20 protein-coding genes and 1 other annotated feature are annotated in these 19,590 nt (G+C 45.7%); of the genes, 1 reads left to right on the plus strand and 19 read right to left on the minus strand.

Annotation, left to right across the window (positions count from 1 at the left end; genetic code table 11):
* Positions 1-66: 66 nt before the first annotated feature.
* From ACN6KS_RS22925 to lspA, 5 genes are all read right to left on the minus strand, one after another.
* Complete coding sequence (locus tag ACN6KS_RS22925; RefSeq protein WP_094873052.1) at positions 67-972, minus strand: aspartate carbamoyltransferase catalytic subunit; 906 nt, start codon at positions 970-972, stop codon at positions 67-69.
* A gap of 4 nt (positions 973-976) precedes the next feature.
* Positions 977-1,540 carry a bifunctional pyr operon transcriptional regulator/uracil phosphoribosyltransferase PyrR gene (gene pyrR / locus ACN6KS_RS22930; RefSeq protein WP_094873086.1) on the minus strand — a complete coding sequence of 188 codons (564 nt, stop codon included), beginning with the start codon at positions 1,538-1,540 and terminating at the stop codon, positions 977-979.
* A 618-nt stretch (positions 1,541-2,158) separates the two neighbouring features.
* The gene (locus tag ACN6KS_RS22935) at positions 2,159-3,412 is read right to left on the minus strand and encodes an LL-diaminopimelate aminotransferase (protein ID WP_440960592.1); all 1,254 of its coding nucleotides are present in this window, start codon (positions 3,410-3,412) and stop codon (positions 2,159-2,161) included.
* A gap of 206 nt (positions 3,413-3,618) precedes the next feature.
* Positions 3,619-4,590 carry an RluA family pseudouridine synthase gene (locus ACN6KS_RS22940; protein ID WP_440960593.1) on the minus strand — a complete coding sequence of 324 codons (972 nt, stop codon included), beginning with the start codon at positions 4,588-4,590 and terminating at the stop codon, positions 3,619-3,621.
* Positions 4,583-5,095 carry a signal peptidase II gene (lspA, locus tag ACN6KS_RS22945; RefSeq protein ID WP_094873056.1) on the minus strand — a complete coding sequence of 171 codons (513 nt, stop codon included), beginning with the start codon at positions 5,093-5,095 and terminating at the stop codon, positions 4,583-4,585. Before lspA ends, ACN6KS_RS22940 begins: the two co-directional genes overlap by 8 nt.
* Positions 5,096-5,342: 247 nt before the next feature.
* On the opposite strand from lspA, the gene ACN6KS_RS22950 reads away from it, so the two are divergent.
* Positions 5,343-6,068: a molecular chaperone DnaK gene (locus tag ACN6KS_RS22950; RefSeq protein WP_094873058.1), complete on the plus strand. Its 726-nt coding sequence runs from the start codon at positions 5,343-5,345 to the stop codon at positions 6,066-6,068.
* Between the two features lie 419 nt (positions 6,069-6,487).
* Here ACN6KS_RS22950 and ACN6KS_RS22955 read toward each other — a convergent pair whose 3' ends face one another.
* The 14 genes from ACN6KS_RS22955 to ftsZ all read right to left on the minus strand — a co-directional run bounded on the left by ACN6KS_RS22955 (position 6,488) and on the right by ftsZ (position 19,588).
* On the minus strand, positions 6,488-6,778 hold the full coding sequence (locus tag ACN6KS_RS22955) for a DUF5665 domain-containing protein (protein ID WP_373455841.1): 291 nt from the start codon (positions 6,776-6,778) through the stop codon (positions 6,488-6,490).
* A 335-nt stretch (positions 6,779-7,113) separates the two neighbouring features.
* On the minus strand, positions 7,114-10,206 hold the full coding sequence (gene ileS, locus ACN6KS_RS22960; protein WP_440960594.1) for an isoleucine--tRNA ligase: 3,093 nt from the start codon (positions 10,204-10,206) through the stop codon (positions 7,114-7,116).
* Between the two features lie 23 nt (positions 10,207-10,229).
* Positions 10,230-10,448 carry a hypothetical protein gene (locus tag ACN6KS_RS22965; protein WP_143812184.1) on the minus strand — a complete coding sequence of 73 codons (219 nt, stop codon included), beginning with the start codon at positions 10,446-10,448 and terminating at the stop codon, positions 10,230-10,232.
* Positions 10,449-10,561: 113 nt separating this feature from the next.
* Positions 10,562-10,836: a binding site (T-box leader), on the minus strand.
* 281 nt (positions 10,837-11,117) lie between these two features.
* A complete protein-coding gene (locus ACN6KS_RS22970; protein ID WP_076299650.1) occupies positions 11,118-11,630 on the minus strand; it encodes a DivIVA domain-containing protein in 513 nt (170 codons plus the stop codon).
* Between the two features lie 228 nt (positions 11,631-11,858).
* On the minus strand, positions 11,859-12,641 hold the full coding sequence (locus tag ACN6KS_RS22975; protein WP_094873063.1) for an RNA-binding protein: 783 nt from the start codon (positions 12,639-12,641) through the stop codon (positions 11,859-11,861).
* A gap of 9 nt (positions 12,642-12,650) precedes the next feature.
* Positions 12,651-12,890 carry a YggT family protein gene (locus ACN6KS_RS22980; protein ID WP_060622150.1) on the minus strand — a complete coding sequence of 80 codons (240 nt, stop codon included), beginning with the start codon at positions 12,888-12,890 and terminating at the stop codon, positions 12,651-12,653.
* Between the two features lie 34 nt (positions 12,891-12,924).
* Positions 12,925-13,368 carry a cell division protein SepF gene (locus tag ACN6KS_RS22985; protein WP_094873064.1) on the minus strand — a complete coding sequence of 148 codons (444 nt, stop codon included), beginning with the start codon at positions 13,366-13,368 and terminating at the stop codon, positions 12,925-12,927.
* An 11-nt stretch (positions 13,369-13,379) separates the two neighbouring features.
* Positions 13,380-14,066 (minus strand): YggS family pyridoxal phosphate-dependent enzyme, encoded by a 687-nt coding sequence (locus ACN6KS_RS22990; RefSeq protein WP_042190837.1) that lies wholly within the window; start codon positions 14,064-14,066, stop codon positions 13,380-13,382.
* A 3-nt stretch (positions 14,067-14,069) separates the two neighbouring features.
* Entirely contained in the window at positions 14,070-14,927 is an 858-nt protein-coding gene (gene pgeF / locus ACN6KS_RS22995) for a peptidoglycan editing factor PgeF (protein ID WP_094873066.1), read from the minus strand.
* A 132-nt stretch (positions 14,928-15,059) separates the two neighbouring features.
* Positions 15,060-15,404: a YlmC/YmxH family sporulation protein gene (locus ACN6KS_RS23000; RefSeq protein ID WP_076284758.1), complete on the minus strand. Its 345-nt coding sequence runs from the start codon at positions 15,402-15,404 to the stop codon at positions 15,060-15,062.
* A gap of 164 nt (positions 15,405-15,568) precedes the next feature.
* Positions 15,569-16,351, minus strand: a complete 783-nt coding sequence (gene sigG, locus ACN6KS_RS23005; protein WP_036683631.1) for an RNA polymerase sporulation sigma factor SigG — start codon at positions 16,349-16,351, stop codon at positions 15,569-15,571.
* A gap of 78 nt (positions 16,352-16,429) precedes the next feature.
* On the minus strand, positions 16,430-17,152 hold the full coding sequence (gene sigE, locus ACN6KS_RS23010) for an RNA polymerase sporulation sigma factor SigE (RefSeq protein WP_028530613.1): 723 nt from the start codon (positions 17,150-17,152) through the stop codon (positions 16,430-16,432).
* 91 nt (positions 17,153-17,243) lie between these two features.
* A complete protein-coding gene (gene spoIIGA, locus ACN6KS_RS23015; protein ID WP_094873089.1) occupies positions 17,244-18,191 on the minus strand; it encodes a sigma-E processing peptidase SpoIIGA in 948 nt (315 codons plus the stop codon).
* Between the two features lie 275 nt (positions 18,192-18,466).
* Positions 18,467-19,588, minus strand: a complete 1,122-nt coding sequence (ftsZ, locus tag ACN6KS_RS23020) for a cell division protein FtsZ (protein WP_094873067.1) — start codon at positions 19,586-19,588, stop codon at positions 18,467-18,469.
* Positions 19,589-19,590 lie beyond the last annotated feature (2 nt).

Consider the following 19,590-nt stretch of genomic DNA (forward strand, 5'->3'; position numbering starts at 1 on the left):
ATTATATAATAAAAATTCATGTTTGTGTATATTTATTAGTCCTTATTCATCATCATTCTTTGATCTTTATAGTAAAGCTCTTTCGAGAACCGCCATCCGAACCGGAACTCCATTAGACATTTGCGGGAAAATCCTTGATTGACTGCACTCTACAACTGCATCATCAATCTCGACATTCCGGTTAACCGGAGCTGGGTGCATAATGATTGTATCTTTTGCGAGCTTAGCTGCGCGTTCTTCCGTTAAACCGTACTGTCTGCGGTAATCTTCCGCGGAAAGTATGATGCCAGAAGAATGGCGTTCCAGCTGCACACGAAGCATCATGACCACGTCTGCTTTAAGAGCTTCCTCTATGGTTACATAAGGTGCGTATTCCATAAGCTCAGGAGCCTTCATATTCTCCGGTGCGCAGAATTGCACTTTAGCTCCTAGCTTTGTAAGTCCCCATAGATTGGAACGTGCTACCCGGCTATGCATGATGTCCCCGATAATTGAAACCGTGAGGCCCTTTAAATCTCCAAACGTTTTGGTCATGGTGTAAAGATCAAGCAGCGCTTGTGTTGGATGTTCATTGTTGCCGTCACCCGCGTTAATAAGCGGTATGGACACCTTCTCAGCTAACTGCTGCAGCACACCTGCAGGCTTCAAACGCACAACTCCGGCATCGATCCCCATCGATTCCAGTGTGCGTACTGTATCGTAGATCGACTCCCCTTTTTCTACACTAGAAGCTGCAGCCGTAAAATTCAGTACTTGTGCACCCAGTCGTTTCTCTGCCATTTCAAAGGAGAAACGTGTGCGTGTGCTGTTCTCAAAGAACATGTTAGAAATAAAATGCGAGTTCAAAATGGGGGTTAGCTTTGCACTTTGATTGTCCCAATAAGCTGTTCTGTCCAGCAGCCCAGTAATTTCCGAACGGTCAAGCTCTTTAATTCCCAGCAGACTACGTTCCTTTACCTTGGTAAGTGTCATGATGTTATCGTTCCTCCCGGTTTGAAATAATGTAGACCTCGTCTTTGCCGTCGTATTCCTTCAGCGCCACTTCAATCTGCTCATGCTTTGAGGTAGGTACATTCTTACCGATGTAGTCTGGTCTGATCGGTAGCTCGCGGTGTCCACGGTCGGCAAGTACTGCCAGTTGAATCATTCGTGGGCGTCCACAATCCATCAAAGCGTCCATCGCTGCGCGGATGGTGCGTCCGGTGTAAAGCACATCGTCGAACAAAATGACCTTCTTATCATGGATGCCATCACTGCCGGAAGTAATAATGACGTTACTCTTCACTACCGCTTCACTGCCTCCTACTTCGCGGTCATCCCGATAATGCGTGATGTCGAGCTCGCCGTAAGGAATCTCAACGCCCTCAATTTCCTTGATCCGCTCAGCGATGCGCTTTGCCAGGTATACGCCTCGTGTCCGGATACCGACCAGCAGACAATTCTCAATCCCTTTGTTCTTCTCCAAAATCTCATGAGCAATACGCGATAATGCCCGGCGGATCGCCGTTTCGTCCATAATTACATTTTTCTCAGTAACCATAATCTTGTCACCCTCCACTTGTTTCGCCTGTTCAAGTTCCTGGAAATCAAAAAACTCCTTGCCTATAACAGGCAAGGAGTGAAATCCGCAGATGAAGAAGATGGTGGCCGCGCGCATAAAAAGACAGTCCGGTGTATACACACGGGTACCTTTCTAAGAGTCGCGAACCTCGATTCACGTTACCTTGCCAGCCTCACAGGACTGAATTAAAGGCGCTATTCATTTAATGAGAATTATGACAGAACAAACACGGCATGTCAACTTTATCTGCCTAAACTACAACACTTTCCAAGCCTGCTTCTATTAACAACAAAAGGAAGGCGGTATTATAGGGAAAACCTCCCTATAATTAGGCAACAATAGTCATTATGATCAGGTTATGCGGAATTCCTCCCTATAAATTGAAAGATTTCCTTGAATACAACCAAATATGCTGAAATAGAGGGGGAAATTCCCAATAATCTAGCGGATTGAAGCTAAAACACAAAATTAGAGGGAAGAATTCCCTATCTTACAGTAGCTCTATTCTACAGTAGTCTAATCCACAGTAGACTAGCCACTACATAAAGAAAAGCCACCCAAGGTTTCCCCTAGGCAGCTTCAATGTCTAACTAATGATTAAAATTCAAAATCCACATCGCTTAAGCGTCTTTGGATCTCAGAGATGACACGTCTTTCTTCCTCTTCCCCTTTAGCAATGAAGGTAACAGAGAAACGTACAAATGGACCTGCATCATCCCAAGGCACGGTAGAGATTAGCTTCTCACGGATCAGGAATTGCGAGAAATCCTCACCGGATTCGAAACGGCGGCCACCCTTGACACCCTTCGGTGCAGCCACATAAAGGAAGAAGGAACCCTTTGGTTTCTCAGCTTGGAAGCCGAGGCTGTTCAGTGCATCCACCAACAGGTTGTGACGACGAGAATACTTGGCAGCAATTGCTTCTGTAATCTCTGGATGCGCAAGACCGTAAGCAGCAGCTTTTTGAATCGCGATAAATTGACCAGAATCGTTATTGTCCTTCACATCACTGAAGGCTTTTACCACTAAAGGATTTCCGGCAACAAAGCCGATTCTCCAGCCCGTCATATTGTAGGACTTGGACAAGGAATGCAGTTCCACCCCTACGTCCTTGGCACCTGGCACAGAGAGGAAGCTAAGTGGCTTCAAACCGTCATAGGTCAAAGCAGCATATGGTGCGTCATGAATTACGACTACATCATATTTTTTAGCCCATGCAACGACCTCAGCAAAAAACTCAGGCGTCGCACTAGCGCCCGTCGGATTGTTTGGATAGTTCAAGTAAAGAAGCTTAGCTTTATGAGCAACCTCTTCCGGAATTTCGTTCAAATCTGGAAGGAATTTATTCTCCTTCTTCAGCTCTACCGTAAACACTTGTCCACCCAAGTATTTAGTATGTGTACCCAGCACTGGATAACCCGGCACCGTCATGATCGTAATATCCCCAGGATTGATGAAGCAAGAAGGCAACATCGCCAGCGCAGGCTTAGATCCGATAGAATGAACTACCTCCGTAACGGGATCAATGCCTTCAACACGGAATACTTCCCGCAAATAATCAGCTGCAGCTGTCTTAAACTCAGCAATTCCATTGTCCGCATAACCACGATTTTCTTCCTTAGCTGCTTCTTCCGCCAGCTTAGCCACGATACCTGCATCAGCCATCTCGTCTGGCTCTCCTACGCCCATATCGATCAATTCAATATCAGGAAAATCCTGTTTTGCGGATGCTTTCGCACGTTTGATCTTCTCAAATTTATAAATCGAAGTGTCCTTGCCGTAGTTCGCACCGCCGATGCGGTCTGCAAAATTAGTCTGAATGAAGCTGTCTTGGTATTGTTCAATACTCATACTTTCATCTCATCTCCTGGCTATCTATTCTCATTTTAGAAGAAACGGCTTCGCCGTCCCTTGGATGGCTTATGTTTCTAGAGATCCGTTTCAGTTATAAAAATAAGGATAAAGAATAAGGCATAACCTTCTCTTTATCCTTATGTTATTAAATATGATGGAAAGCAGAGTTCAATTCCATAGACTAATTATCACTTCATTTGTACTTATCTGCTGCGCAATGTGAACAGAACCTCTTCCATGTCTTCCGGAATAGGTCTGCTGAATTCTTTATATTCACCTGATGTAGGATGAATAAATCCAAGCACCGCTGCATGTAACGCCTGTCCATTCATAGCTGTTCCTTTGCTGCGTCCATAAACCGGATCACCTACAAGCGGATGACCAATGAATTTCATATGCACCCTGATCTGATGCGTGCGGCCAGTCTCCAGTTGCAGCTCCAGTAGAGTACATTCACCAAAGCGCTCCATCACCGTAAAATGGGTCACAGATTTCTTACTGTTCTTTTCCGTGACAGTGTATAGTTTGCGATCATTTGGATCTCTACCGATCGGAGCATCAACCGTACCTTTGTCATGCGACAAGTTGCCGTGTACAACAGCTATATAGCGGCGTGTTACACTGTGCTCTTTAAGCTGTGCTGCGAGCGACGCGTGACTGGCATCATTTTTAGCCACCATAATAAGACCAGAGGTATCCTTATCAATACGATGTACAATACCTGGACGAATCTCACCATTAATACCGGATAGATCCTTACAATGATACATCAGTGCATTTACCAAGGTGCCAGACGGATGCCCGGCAGCCGGATGCACAACCATACCACGCGGTTTATTAATCACAATGACATCGCTGTCCTCGTAGACAACATCAAGGGGGATATTCTCCGGAATCAAATCGGTCACTTCTGCTTCAGGAACGATGATGGAAACTACATCGCCTTCTGAGAGCTTATAATTAGCTTTCACGGGTGCTCCATTAACCGTAACATGGCCACCACTGATCCACAGCTGCACCTGAGAACGTGAAACATCCTCTTCCCAAGATTCCGTAATATATTTATCGATACGCTCCTTCGCGTTCTCCGCCGAAACAGTCCACTCCGTGACGTCCCTCTCTTCTTCGCTCGTAGTTGCCGCTTGGTGATTGACGTCTTTATTCAAATCATTCATTCCCTTCCCTTACTTCCTTTGCTTCTTTTACTTCTTTAATTTCCGTAATTTCTTCACCGTTCTTAAGATCGCGGAAGGAGTCCAAAAGAATTAAACCAACCCCAATGACGATACACGAATCTGCAACGTTAAAAATCGGGAAGCTATAGCTTCCAAAATTAAACAGAAGGAAATCAACAACCTCACCACTAATCATCCGGTCGAGGAAGTTACCTATCGCTCCACCCAGAACAAGTCCAAGGGCAACCGACAGCATCTTCCGCGAATGTCTAGTCTTGTTCAAGTACCAAACGATACCTGCAACCACTACAACCGTAACTAAAAAGAAGAACCATTGCTGACCTTGTAGGATCCCAAAAGCAGCTCCGCGATTACGATGTGAGGTAATTAGGAAAAAATTCCCGATGACCGGAATCTGTTCCCCGAGCTCCAGACGTGTGGCAATGAGATACTTCGTTCCCTGATCCACCAAAAATACAATAAGAGCAATCAAATAGTACACCACAGAAGTTGTCACTCCGTTCTTATTTTTCCCGCCAGATGCGGTACGAATACTGTTATAAGACTTGTATATTGTAGCACAGCCCTTAGAAGATCGTCTATTGCGTGACACCTCTCGGGCGCTTAATCTTGGGGACTATTTTCCATCGCTAAAATAACGCCTCTCAGGTCAACCTAACAAAGAACCATCCGGTGCAAATCGGTTAGTCGGAAGGATTCTTAGAAAAAGTACAGAAAGGAGCTTACTCATCATGACGCACCTGACAGTACAGCAGCTCTCAGAGCTGCGCGCCCGATTAGAAAAAGACCGTGATACTATTCAGCACAGGCTTCAGAATAATGAAAATTACGGCCTACAGGAATCCATGCGGGATGGCACCGGAGAACTTTCCGAGAATGACAACCATCCAGGAGATGCAGCCACCGATTTGTATAACCGCTCCATGGATATTTCACTGCTAGAGCGGGACGAGCATGAGCTGGATGATATTGAAGCTGCTCTCAACGCTATGGATGAAGGCACCTATGGGATATGTAAGGCTAGCGGTCAACCGATCCCTTTTGAGCGTCTATCCGCCATTCCCTCCACACTTTATTCTAAAGAGCACGCCCCACGTCAAAATGCACCCTTTACTCGGCCCATTGAAGAAGAATTTTTATCTCCTCCATTTGGGCGGACTAGTCTCGATGAGCGAGAGGATCAAAATGGCTTTGATGGTGAGGATGCCTGGCAGATTGTAGAAAGCTATGGCAGCTCCAATTCCCCCGCTATGGCGGAGGGCAATAATATTGACTCCTATAATGATATGGAAATTGAAGCGGATGAGCTGGAAGGCTGTGTGGAGCCTTGGGAGAACTTTATCGCTACCGATATTACAGGTAATCATTTAATGGTAGTGCCGGGACGTAGCTACGAGCGTTATAAGGATAGCGACGAGGGAAGTTTCATGCTTGATCCACTCGAAGGCGAGGAGTAAAAGCATTGTCGCTACAAGAAAATGAACAGCGCGCGGTTCCAGTATCATGATGGAATGGCCCGCTGTTTTTTTATTTTTTCTGCTCTATGTCATTTTGTTAAGAAAATGTTCAGATTCAGCTGGTAAACTGATCTAACGGATGCTGAAATCGACATACAAGGAGTGTAACGTAAGTGAATCAGGAGTATTTTAAAAATGTACAGAAACTCAGTCATGAAGATGATAGACGATATTTATTATTAATGAGAGGTTTGCGTATCATACACAAGAAAAAAAAGCAGTGCAGCCCTCTCCAAAGATTAAAGAACGAAAGATACGGACTGAGGAGAAACGTAGAAGCCCAAGGCTGGGTAAATCCACCTAAGAAAATAGACCGAACCCTAATCACCCTACAACCGGAGTAAAGACCACTTTAAAAGCTATTTGAATTCCAGCTGACGCTGTACAATTCGTACAATATCCGCAATATAATCTCCGATGATCGGCAGATTCAAGGCTCCAAGCCCCTGAAGGACATAAATGATCGTTGCTGCAAAAAAAGTAAAGCCTAGCGCGATCCCAACGCCACGAGCCGTTCCATATAAGATATTTTTCCAAATTAAAGTCCAAGGTGAATGTAACAGCTCTGTATATTGATAAATTCGTGATTTCTCCAATATATTAGCCCATTCAAAGGTTAATCGATACATCGTATTCATTTTTTCTTCCAGTGGAATATCTTCTGGATTACGATGATCTGCTGTTAAACGCTCAGGGTTTTCCTCAGGAATAACCTTTTTCTCCGCTCCCTTATCTGGGCTGTTCTTGTTGTCGGATGTCTTGACGGAGATTCTGTTCTTCTGATCCTCCACAGCCACAGCTCCTCTCATACGTCTATATTCGCCACAAAGTAAACGAGCCCGGTCAAAGAGAATGAATCTCCTTGAGCACGGGGCTCGTTATTTTTGCGGGCGAAATATAAAGACTATATTTCCCGCATAAACAGAAGTTCTCTGTTTACACTTGTGCCGCTAGTATATGCTGTTTTGGGACAGGTAATGCAGATTTACGCTCCAATATGGATACCGATGGATTTACCACCGACATCTACCGATTCAAAAGCATGTTCTCCGCCAAAATCAACCGTAGTTACAAGTACATTGTCTCGCAATACATTCTCAAAGGCTGTAACTGCTGCTTTAAGCTCATCGTCTACATTCAGCGTGAGTGCGATCCGTTTCTCGATCGGCAGATCCAAACGTTTACGGTAATCTTGAACCGCACGAATGATCTCACGAACCCAGCCTTCTTGTTCAAGCTCAGGTGTGATTTCAGTATTGAGCGCAACCGTAATTCCATATCCGGAAGCTGCAGCGAAACCTGCTTTAGCTTCTTTTTCAACGAGTAGCTCATCAGAAGTGATCACCAGCTCTTCTCCCTCTGGTGTCGCAATCGCGATTGAGCCGTCTTGCACCGCTTTGCGGGTGGAGTCACTATCCAAAGCTTTCAGGAAGCCTTGCAGGAAGCCGACGTTTTTACCGTATTTTTTACCCGCAACTTTAAGATTCAGCTTGAGTGTGAAGTCAACAAATCCACTGTCGCTAGTCTCTAGCACGATGTTCTTGATGTTGATCTCGTCTTTAATGATCTCTTCATACTCAGCCAAATGAAAGTCGCGGTTCATCGAAACGATCAGCTCAGACAGCGGTTGACGATTCTTAATGCCTGTTTCGTTACGCACGTTACGCGCCAGCTCAACAATTTGTCTTGCACTTTCCATATCCTCTTCCAGCTCTTTATCGATCAAGCTTTCATCAGCAACCGGATAATCTGCTAAATGCACACTTTCTCCGCCGCCAAGGTTCGTGAAGATATCTTCAGACAACATCGGTGTAAATGGAGCCATCAAAGACGCTGTCTTTAAAAGCACATGAGTCAGTGTACGGTAAGCATCCAGCTTATCTTCACCTAGACCACTACCCCAGAAACGGTCACGGGAACGACGGATATACCAGTTGCTCAGCTCATCTATAAAGTTCTCAATACCTTTGGATGTGTTCACGAAATCATTTACCGCAAGTCCTTTGTCTACCAAAAGAATCAAGCTGTTCAGACGGGACAAAATCCAGCGGTCCAGCTTATGTTCCGATACTTTAAAAGGATGATCGGCAGGATCATAACCATCGATGCCTGCATAAAGCGTCAAGAACGCATGCGTATTCACCAGTGTATCTACAACTTTGGATTTGGTTTCCCCTACAAGACCACGAGAGAAACGTTTGTTATTCCACGGTGCACTATCGGACAGAATTGCCCAACGGAAAGCATCCGTGCCGTAATCGTTCATGATATCCCAAGGATCAATAACATTGCCTTTTGATTTGGACATTTTTTGACCATTCTCATCAAGGATATGACCGTGAGCAATAACAGCTTTATATGGAGCTTTACCTTTAAACAAGGTAGATACAGCTAGTAAGCTATAGAACCATCCACGTGTCTGGTCGATCCCTTCACAGATCATATCTGCTGGATATTGATCATTCAGCTTATCCTCGTTCTCAAATGGATAATGACTTTGCGCAAATGGCATCGAACCACTATCGAACCAAACATCGATAACCTCCGGTGTGCGAACCATCTCTGCACCTTCGCCGAAAGGACTGCGCAGCTTGATCTTATCTACAAAAGGCTTATGCAGCTCGATATCCTCAGGTACATCGCCAATCGCCATCGCTCTCAGTTCTTCAATGCTGTGTGGAGCGAACTCTTTGCCCGTTTCTTGACATACCCAAACATTAAGCGGTGTCCCCCAGTAACGATTACGGCTGATATTCCAGTCCACCAGTTCATCCAGGAACTTCCCGAAACGGCCTTCACGTACATGCTCAGGATACCAATCTACGCTGTTGTTGTTAGCAATCAGCTGATCTTTGATCGCTGTAGTGTTGATGAACCAGCTGTCTGTTGCGTAGTACAAGAGTGGTGTATCACAACGCCAGCAGAACGGATAGCTGTGCTCGTATTTTTCTTTGCCGTAAAGCAGTCCTTTTTCAGACAAAGCTTTAACGATATCCAAATCGCAATCCTTCACGAAGCGTCCAGCAAAATCAGACACTACATCCGTATACTTACCGGAGTTATCAACCACGTTCACGAAGCTGATGCCGTTCTCGCGGCAAGTCTTGTAGTCATCTTCGCCATGCGCTGGTGCCATGTGAACAATCCCTGTACCACTGGAATCTGTAACGAAGGAAGCACCTACAATGACATTGCTTTTCTCTGCCTTGATGTATCCGAATGGAGGAGCGTAAGTTTTGCCGATAAACTCGGAACCTTTATGTGTAGAAAGGACTGTGTGCTCGCCTTTCATTACTTCCTCCACCAAATTTTTGGCAACAATGTAGATACCATCTTCTTGTTGTACACGTACATAGTCCATGTCAGGGTTCATGGCTAATGCCATATGCGCTGGCAGCGTCCAAGGTGTAGTCGTCCAAGCTAGTACGTAGTCTCCACTGTCATCCAGTTTGAACTTTGCAGTCGCACTGAGATCCTTGACGGTCTTGTAGCCTTGGGCTACTTCATGGGAGCTTAGGGTAGTCTGGCAGCTAGGGCAGTAAGGACTAACGCGGTGTCCGCGGTAGAGCAATCCTTTGTCATGCACAGTAGCCAAGATGTTCCACACGCTCTCGATATACGTGTTATCCAAAGTTACGTAAGGATTATCCAGATCCGTCCAGTATCCGATACCCTCAGTAAACTCGCGCCATTGCTTCTCATAACCAAAGACGCTGTCTTTACATTCCTGAATGAATTTTTCTACGCCATATTCCTCGATCTCTTGTTTGCCGGAGATACCAAGCTTCTTTTGTACACCTAGTTCTACTGGCAGACCATGTGTATCCCAGCCGGCTTTACGAACCACGCGGTAGCCTTTCATCGTTTGGTAACGACCGATGAAATCCTTGATTACACGGCCCAGCACGTGCCCGATATGCGGAGCACCATTGGCTGTAGGAGGACCTTCGTAAAATACATAGTTCGGACGTCCTTCACGATTCTCCATGGATTTACGGAACGTATTTTCGTCGCTCCATTTCTTCAGTATGCGGACATCTCTTGCCCGCGCTTTTTCTTTGACATCTACTTTTTGCATGTGATGGTCAATCCTTTCATGGTTTAGTCTGTAAAGCCGTAAGCGGCACGCTTTATCTCAGGCATCCGAGCCGCGATCCCGTAGGGCAGCACTGGCTCGGGGTGCCACATGGAGCGGCGAGTGAAACGCCGGTCTGCTCTAGCAGTGAAGGCCCCGCAGGCTAACCCGCCAGGGGAGCCTAAGAAGGGCCGCTCCTTCAGCCACATGAGTCCGTTCGCTTCCACCACCGTACCTATATGCACGAGGCTTTACATTGCCGGTGTCCAGAGGGCGGCAGCCCTTGGGGTCCCCCTTAGAAAGGGGGATTTAGGGGGATGGCCACCCCGGAACAACAAAATAAGCGTCATCCCACCCCCAAAGGGGCGAGACAACGCTCGCGATACCACCCTAATTCTGCGCATGAGCACATCCTTAAGGGGAATGTATTCAGCACAATCTCAGTCCTGTGCGTAAATCTCATGCACAGGTCCGGTGTAACGTCCGGCAGACGGCTAAGCTTACGCACGATCAACGCTTCAGCTTAACTTCTAGGGGAAGATCTTCCGGCAGGGTTCGAACAATCGGCTCTCAGCAATCGCCGACTCTCTGGAGAACGTTACCTTGTCGTACTTGTCCCGTCATCGAATACATATAAACATTATACAGATATGTTCTATTTATAGACTTTTTAAGTCTAAATGTCAACAACCGCTAGCGAAATCCGCAATTAGGAGTATACCAGAGTATGCTGAATACTTTATTATGATCGATTTTAGCGGAAAATAAAAATAGAGGGAATAACTCCCTCTATTTAGCCGATTTTAGCATGAAATTATAAATTAGAGGGAATTCCCTCTAATCTGATCGAAGACCATTAAGCCCCGGATCTGGCCTAATCACACACCAAATCAGCATTCAATCGTCATAATGCATCAGATACGATGTAGAACATCATCCTTAAAAGTTACGCTCTCGCTTGCCTCACGACTCTCCAAGGCATTCCAGTCATCCTGAGACAACAGCTCAAGCTGTGCTTCCACCAATGTGCGAAAACGAGTGCGATAGATCGAAGCTTGCTTGCGCAATTCTTCAGTCTCAATAGCAACCTTACGGGATTTGGATAACGCTTCGTTAATAATCCGATCCGCGTTCTTTTCCGCTTCCTTGATAATGAGCTGCGATTCCTTCTTGGAGTTGTTCTTCACATCATCCGCCGCTTCCTGAGCGACTAAGATCGTTTTCGATAAACTCTCTTCAATATTCACAAAATGATCTAAACGCTCTTGAATGGACAAAAGCTGATTCTGCAGCTCTTTGTTCTCACGGATGACACTTTCGTAATCCTTAATGACTTGATCCAGAAATTCGTTGACCTCGTCCTCATCATAACCGCGAAGTCTCCGAGAGAACTCCTTGTTATGTATATCGAGCGGTGTTAATGGCATGCTGTGCACCTCCTAGAAATTTCGGACCTTCTAAGTCTCTGAACCAACCCTGCGCAGCAGACAAAGAAGCAAGACTGTACTTCAAGTAAAGGCAGAGGATTATATCGACGTTCCAACTGCCATTCATGGTTCGCCTCTTCTATAAAATATCGGCGTCCTGCTTTAAAAATGTTTGATTCCCTCGAAATAATCAATTTCGACAAGTAAAGCCGGATTCCTGCAAGGGATTCACACAAATTTACCAACCTGAACACGGTATCGGCCCTTTTTCGTCAAACTACCGACCTCTAGAACCTTGAATCGACCAAATCCTTGAATAGATACCATGTCACCATCTTTAAGTCCGCAGGAAGGGTCTTCTTCCACTTTCCAATTTACCCGAACGCGTCCAGCCTTGATGGGAGCAAGAATTTTGCTTCGGCTAAGCCGTGTTACATCTGCGGCAATGCCATCCAATCGTAGGGACGCTACAGTCAAATCCATCATTTCCAGCTTCACCTCACTATTACGCAAGGCAGAAAGTGGCAGTACCTCCGTGCTCACCTGTATTCGATGAACTCCAGTTAAATTCATGGCTAAATAATCTGCAATATCAGCAGCTACTACCACATGACAACCATCGTCCAGAACATGAATATCACCGATTTTGCCACGTTTTACTCCAACACCCAGAATAGAGCCCATGTAGTCCCCATGCTCTAGCGCCAGAAACTTTTGCTCCCCAGAGGTTATCGCAAGAACCTTCAGCTCCATGTCCTCATGTTCCAGATCACGATAATCAGGCGCAATGAGTGCTCGCTTCCGCTCTGCCTCAGGGTGGCCGCCTTCCCATCTGACGATAACATCTGGATGCCGATTGACGAGACTTTGCAGAATAAATCCTTGGCGCGGATCTAGAAATTCGGTCAGTTTCGTCTCATGATATTCTCCAGCATGGGTAACCCATTCCCAAGCCTTGTCCACAAATTGTCTTTCATCGGGATGAAAATGCCCGTAAACTTCTGTCTTCATCACTTCTGCCTAAAAAATTAAGTGCAAAATGGATTTGAGTCCACCTGCCGCAAATTCTAAGACAAGCAGTGCTATGATCGGGGAAATATCAAGCGTACCAAAGAGTGGCGGAATAAACCGACGAAATGGTGTCAAATACGGCTCAACAAGCTTGCTCAGCAGTTCTCCGATAAAGTTCTCACGAACATTTGGTAACCACGACATCAGTACGTAGAAAATAATCATGTAAAAATAAATATTAAACAGCATATCAATAATGTAATCAATTTGGAGCAAAGCTCATTCACCTCATTCTGTTATAGTCTGGATCGTCACCTAGGATTTCTGTAATGGCACCTTGAATTTCAACGGTATCTGGCGTGCACATAAATATATTGCCCCCAATTTTAGAGATTCCTCCCCCAAGGGCATAAACGGTTCCGCTAAGAAAATCAATAATTCTCATCGCCTGATCATTACGGACACGCTGAAGATTAATCACTACCGTCCGGTGAGAACGGAGATGGTCCGCAATTTCCTGTGCCTCATCGTACGAACGCGGCTCATAAAGTACAACTTTTACATTCTTCTGCGAATGGATACTGACAACGTTGCCCCTTTGATTTTTGCGGGTTTCGACAGGGGCTGGCTCATATTCATCCTCATCTTGGGAAATACGCTCCCGCTCCACAATTTCCTCTTCCTCCTGCAAGCCCAAAAAACTCATAAATCGGTTCATAACGCTCATCACGATCCCTCCTAATGGCCTACTAACACCGTACCTAGGCGTACCCAGGTGGCTCCTTCCTGTATCGCCACTTCAAAATCATTCGACATTCCCATGGATAACTCCGTAATCGGCTCAGGTGTCAAAGCAAGTTGATTGAGCTCATCGCGCAGCTCACGAAGTCCGCGAAATACAGGGCGGGTAAGCTCCGGATCACCTTCTAAAGGTGCCATCGTCATTAGTCCAATTACTTTTACACGGTCGAGACTAGCAATTTCACGCAAAAATCCAGGTACCGCCTCAGGCGACAGACCAAATTTCGTATCTTCTCCAGAGATGTTTACTTGAAGAAAGACATTCACTTCTTGATCTGCGGCAATCGCCTTTTTGTGTAATTCTTGCGCCAGGGATATCCGGTCTAAAGAGTGTATATATTGAAACTTGCCAATAACGTCTTTAACCTTATTGGTCTGCAAATGCCCGATAAAATGCCATGTCCCTTGGTCCCCTAAAACCTTCCATTTGTGCTCAGCATCCTGCCAGCGACTCTCGGCAATATGCTCTAGGCCTGCCTCCAATACGGAGGACACCATTTCCAGAGAAACATATTTCGTCACTGCAATTACCTTGACGTCATTTCGATCCCGGCCGCTTGCCGCGCAGGCACGTGCTACACGTTCCTCTACTTCAGCAATTCTCTCCTGCAGTGTTAAAGCCAACTTTCAACTCTCCTTTATTCCGATCCAGCTCGTCATCCTGCCTGTAACCCCATTTTCTTTACGATAAGAAAAGAACAAATCTTGATTACAGCTTGTACACCAAGAAGTACATTCGATATGAGTCGGCAATATTCCTGCTTTAATCATAATGCGTCGATTCATTTCTTTCAAGTTTAGCATGTATTTGTTCTCATCTGTGTCAGATGTTCTGTATAGCCCTACAGAATCGGCTGTTTCTGTCGGCTTGCTCAAATCACCCTCCAATTGACGGACATGCTTCATCACATAATCGTCCACCTCATAACAACAGTCCCCAATGGAGGGTCCGATCGCTGCAATGATATCCTGCGGATGGCTGCCGTAAACGGTCTCCATTTTACTCACCATCGCGGCTGCAATCTGGGCCACAGTTCCCTTCCAGCCAGCATGCGCAAGACCGACGACTCGGTGCACTGGATCATAAAAGTAAAGAGGCACGCAATCCGCATAAAAAGAAGTAAGCAATACACCCGGCACATCTGTAAGCAAGCCATCGGTTGTCTGAAATGCCGAGGCTCTATCCTTTTGGCCCCGACCACGATCGGCTTCCCTTACCACTGCTATTTCTGCTCCATGGGTTTGTTCCCCACAAGTCCAAGCTTCCGGCTTGAAATCAAGAGCTTCCGCAAGCGTCCTACGATTCGTTAAGACATCTTCCGGAGCATCCCCAACATGAAATGCACAATTCAGGCTGTCATAAGGCTTTTTGCTAGCCCCTCCCTGTCTACCTGTAAACCCTGCTGTAATTTCTTTATGCTCCACACACCAAGGCTCCAGATGGAGCAGCATAAGTGTTTCCTTCCCCTGCACAAACGGTTCCATATCCTCACCTCCGCCTAAGTGTACCACATGTAAATACCCCCACAAAATGCCGCTTAAGCTTAAAACCTCAAATTAACAGCTTTTTATGCGATGCACTCCAATTCTTTTATAAAAAACAAAAAACGCACCTAATTAATAAGTGCGCCGTTCGCCTCGGTCCCCTCGTTCCAGATACATCGTTTCTCGTTCATCCTGCCCTTGAGGCATTCTTGATTCTTCTATCTTCACAAGCACGACATCAGATCCGATTTTGACAATGTTTCGCCATGGAATAATCAGATCCGTTCCTCCTCCGAACAAACCCATAAACCGTGTGTAGCCGGGAATTACGATGGCATCGATAACACCTCGGCGTAAATCAAGCTCTAAGTCACTGATTTGGCCTAGTCGCTTGCCATCCACAATATTAATAACGTCCTTAGTCTGAAAATCAGAGATTTTCATCTTTTTAGCTGATCCTAAATAATCCTCGTTCATTTCACCACCCCTGTACAATCAGACCTATAGTCCAATATATGTTATGAAAGCTTGGCCACATGCATGAAATATCCCCACAAAGTGAGGCGATGCTTAAACAATAAAAAGAGGAGATCACCCAAAATCCTTAAACGGATTCTAGATGTCTCCTCATTTGAGACGATTTAAGACTTCACATGCTTTTGCATTTGCTGAATCGCAGATTTCTCAAGCCGTGAAACCTGTGCCTGTGAGATACCAATCTCATCTGCGACCTCCATCTGTGTTTTTCCTTCGAAAAACCGCATGGATAAAATTCGTTTCTCCCTTTGACCTAACTTTCGCATCGCTTCACGTAAGGCGATTTCTTCGATCCACGACACATCCTTATTCTTATCATCGCTAATCTGGTCCATTACATAAATAGGATCGCCACCGTCATGATAGATCGGTTCGAATAAGGACACTGGATCCTGAATAGCATCAAGGGCAAAGACTACATCTTCCTTCGGTACACCAAGTGCTTCAGAGATTTCGAATATCGTCGGTTCCCGCGAATTCTGATTGGTCAGACTATCGCGTACCTGAAGCGCCTTGTAAGCAATGTCTCGGAGTGAACGCGATACTCGAATCGGGTTGTTATCACGTAAGTAACGGCGGATCTCACCAATAATCATCGGAACCGCATATGTGGAGAACTTAACGTTTTGTGATAAATCGAAATTATCGATGGCTTTCATCAGACCGATGCAGCCTACCTGGAACAAATCGTCAACAAATTCCCCCCTATTATTGAACCTCTGGATAACACTTAGAACAAGCCTAAGATTACCATTTACCAATTTCTCTCTGGCGGATCGCTCGCCCTGCTGCTGCAGCGAAGTGAACAGTTGCCGCATTTCCACATTCGTTAGAACAGGCAGCTTAGCAGTATCCACACCGCAAATCTCGACTTTATTACGGGTCATGATGATTTACCTCCCAAGGAGAAACATTACTGTACATTATCTCCCGGGTTGGCCATTTTATTCCTTGCTAATTTCACCTTATACCATCTTGTTAAACTCCTTACGCAGCCGCTTAATAATTCGTTTCTCCAGACGAGAAATGTAAGATTGGGAAATTCCGAGTAGATCCGCCACATCTTTTTGCGTCTTTTCTTCGCCCCCACGCAGTCCGAAACGCAGCTCCATAATGAGTCTTTCCCGTTCACTCAGCTTTTCCAGCGCCTTTTGCAGCAGCTTGCGATCGACCTGTTCTTCAATGTTCCGATAAATGGTATCATTTTCCGTTCCTAATACGTCTGAGAGCAGCAACTCATTACCATCCCAATCGATATTAAGAGGCTCATCAAAAGAAACCTCACTTCGTGTCTTGCTATTACGCCGCAGATACATCAAAATTTCATTCTCTATGCAACGTGATGCATAAGTTGCTAGTTTTATTTTTTTCTCGGGATCAAAAGTGTTAACCGCCTTAATTAATCCGATAGCCCCTATCGAAACCAGGTCTTCAATATTGATTCCGGTATTCTCAAATTTACGAGCGATATACACTACGAGGCGCAGGTTACGCTCAATCAGCATCGCACGAACAGCTGCATCGCCGCTGGATAGCCGCTGAAGCAGATACTCTTCTTCTTCCCGTGTCAGCGGTGGAGGTAGAGCCTCGCTCCCGCCGATATAATAGATTTCCTGACTCTTCAACCCCAGTAGAAACAGCATGCGGTAATATTGCAGCTGCAGAGCAATTTTCCATTTGACCATTATTGTTCCTCCTCCAAGAAGTACACGGTTAGCGTATAAAGCTTTTAATTCCCGCTTTCAGCCATCAGAAGTTTGGTTCAGCTAGCTTTAAAGATTAGGAAGGTAGTGCTGCATCAGTGGCGCTCTCTTTTTGAGTTAAATCTGGATGAATGACCGCCCGATAGGCTCCATCTCCTGAGAGTGTCCCGCCATCCAGCCCAATTAAGACTCTTTTACTATAAAAGATATCTTCACCGAGCTTTATCGTCACAAGGTCTGGCTTCAGTGCGAGCATAAATGATGCCCCTCGGTTAATCCCCCTGTAAGGTACTAGTCGCATCCTATCCTGCCAAGCAAACGACTGCCCGTCCGTTTCTAGCAAAAGTTTGTCCGCACCATCCTGAGTGAGTCTCCCTTTCCATGCAGCAGGCAGATGCCCCTCCCAGAGCGTCGATTCCATCACCATCACCGGTATGCGGGTCAAAGGATCACAGAGACGATTACCTGTGTCTAACAGGCCAGGACAGGAAACACTTACACCATCAATTTCAACAACCACCTCACCGATATAGGTTTCAAGCTGCTCCCTTCTGATTCGTGAAGAATGCACTGCCTTGAAGCAGATTAACACCAGGGGGAATACTGCAATGACAAACCAAAAGCCGATCTTTAGGCCGTAGGCATGCCCTCCTGAAGCAGTGAACATAATACCATTCCAAATGTCGCTGGAGCTCTGCAGCAAATAGTGAATACCAACAATTCCACCTGCGGCTGCAAAATTGATAATATAGAAAGCTCCCATAGTGCGAAGATAGCTTTGCAGACTCCCAAAACCAAAGGCAATCCATAACATAACTACCGACAATCCAAACTTGATAAGGAAGGTATACATGAAAGACAGCTCCGGTACAAACATCATCACTACATACAGTGCGCCAACGAGAGCTGAGACGATTAAACGCCACCATGAGATTCTCAGCTTAACCATCCAGCCTGTCAGCCACAAAAGAATTCCGTCGATCACTAGATTGGCGGCGAATATCAAGTCAATATAAACAACCAGTGCATTCACCTGCTTAATGGCGGAATCTATCCTCTAGCCAAATTGGATCAGGCTCTGTTTTTTGGACGATATGATTAGTATAGAAAGTCTCGCTTTCAAAGTCTGTCTAAACTTGGGGGGCATTCTTGCGGTTTTTTTGTCGAGTTATAGCGCGTGAGGATTTATTCCTTCTTCATGGAATTTTTTAGATCTTTTATTTCAAAAAAAAACACCGTACCGCCATAGCTAATTAGCTAAGCGATACGGTGTTCTCGTATTAACTTGATTCTCTTTAATTAATCGTTGTTGCCCCGAGTACGATTACGCAGGAACGTCGGAATATCGAGCTGGTCAGAAGAACTCTGATTGCCGAAAGGACGTAAATTTGCTGCGCTCTTATCCGGTGCTGCCGCAGGCTCGTTATTCGTCGAGACCGGACGACGTCCTGGAGTTTCAGGCGAAGGTTTATGTTCAAAGCCAGTAGCAATTACTGTTACTTTGATATCATCCTTCAGATCCTCATCTATAATCGCACCAAAGATCATATTCACTTCAGGGTCAGAGGCGGATGTAACGATCTCAGCCGCTTCATTCACTTCGTATAGAGAGAGGTTGGATCCTCCCGTAATGTTCATAATTACGCCACGAGCACCTTCAATAGACGTTTCTAAGAGTGGGCTCATGATGGCTTTGCGTGCGGCTTCTGACGCACGGTTCTCACCATTTGCGATACCAATACCCATGAGCGCTGAACCGCGCTCGGTCATGATGGTCTTCACATCCGCAAAGTCAAGGTTAATTAGACCAGGAACCTTAATTAGATCAGAGATACCTTGAACAGCCTGCCGGAGAACATTATCTGCTTCACGGAAAGCTTCTAACATCGGTGTTTTCTTATCAACGATCTCAAGCAAACGGTCATTTGGAATGACGATTAGCGTGTCGACTTTTTCTTTCAAAGCTTCGATACCAAGCATTGCCTGGTTATAACGTTTTCTTCCTTCAAAGGTGAACGGACGAGTAACTACACCCACAGTCAAGGCTCCGCACTCTCTAGCAATTTCAGCTATAACTGGCGCAGCACCTGTACCGGTACCGCCACCCATTCCTGCAGTAACAAACACCATGTCTGCACCTTTAAGGGTATTCGAAATCAGATCACGGGATTCCTCCGCTGCTTTCTTACCGACTTCAGGGTTGGCGCCTGCACCCAAACCGCGGGTTAGCTTGTCCCCAATCTGCAGCTTGTGCTCCGATTTGGCCATATGCAACGCTTGGGCGTCTGTATTAACCGTAATAAACTCTACACCCTGAACGCCGTTTTCAATCATCCGGTTGACAGCATTACTACCTCCGCCGCCTACGCCGATGACTTTTATTTGCGCCAAGCTCTCCATTTCAAAATCAAATTCTAACATAT

Origin of the sequence: Paenibacillus nitricinens (genome assembly GCF_052056485.1) — a bacterium.
Classification (GTDB): Bacteria; Bacillota; Bacilli; order Paenibacillales; family Paenibacillaceae; genus Paenibacillus_AQ; species Paenibacillus_AQ nitricinens.

Excerpts from the sequence above, each read along its gene's own strand:
- ACN6KS_RS22925 (WP_094873052.1), bottom strand. The coding sequence starts at position 972 with ATGACACTTACCAAGGTAAAGGAACGTAGTCTGCTGGGAATTAAAGAG.
- pyrR (WP_094873086.1), bottom strand. The coding sequence starts at position 1,540 with ATGGTTACTGAGAAAAATGTAATTATGGACGAAACGGCGATCCGCCGG.
- ACN6KS_RS22935 (WP_440960592.1), bottom strand. The coding sequence starts at position 3,412 with ATGAGTATTGAACAATACCAAGACAGCTTCATTCAGACTAATTTTGCA.
- ACN6KS_RS22940 (WP_440960593.1), bottom strand. The coding sequence starts at position 4,590 with ATGAATGATTTGAATAAAGACGTCAATCACCAAGCGGCAACTACGAGC.
- ACN6KS_RS22950 (WP_094873058.1), top strand. The coding sequence starts at position 5,343 with ATGACGCACCTGACAGTACAGCAGCTCTCAGAGCTGCGCGCCCGATTA.
- ileS (WP_440960594.1), bottom strand. The coding sequence starts at position 10,206 with ATGCAAAAAGTAGATGTCAAAGAAAAAGCGCGGGCAAGAGATGTCCGC.
- ACN6KS_RS22970 (WP_076299650.1), bottom strand. The coding sequence starts at position 11,630 with ATGCCATTAACACCGCTCGATATACATAACAAGGAGTTCTCTCGGAGA.
- ACN6KS_RS22975 (WP_094873063.1), bottom strand. The coding sequence starts at position 12,641 with ATGAAGACAGAAGTTTACGGGCATTTTCATCCCGATGAAAGACAATTT.
- ACN6KS_RS22980 (WP_060622150.1), bottom strand. The coding sequence starts at position 12,890 with ATGCTGTTTAATATTTATTTTTACATGATTATTTTCTACGTACTGATG.
- ACN6KS_RS22985 (WP_094873064.1), bottom strand. The coding sequence starts at position 13,368 with ATGAGCGTTATGAACCGATTTATGAGTTTTTTGGGCTTGCAGGAGGAA.
- pgeF (WP_094873066.1), bottom strand. The coding sequence starts at position 14,927 with ATGGAACCGTTTGTGCAGGGGAAGGAAACACTTATGCTGCTCCATCTG.
- ACN6KS_RS23000 (WP_076284758.1), bottom strand. The coding sequence starts at position 15,404 with ATGAACGAGGATTATTTAGGATCAGCTAAAAAGATGAAAATCTCTGAT.
- sigG (WP_036683631.1), bottom strand. The coding sequence starts at position 16,351 with ATGACCCGTAATAAAGTCGAGATTTGCGGTGTGGATACTGCTAAGCTG.
- ftsZ (WP_094873067.1), bottom strand. The coding sequence starts at position 19,588 with ATGTTAGAATTTGATTTTGAAATGGAGAGCTTGGCGCAAATAAAAGTC.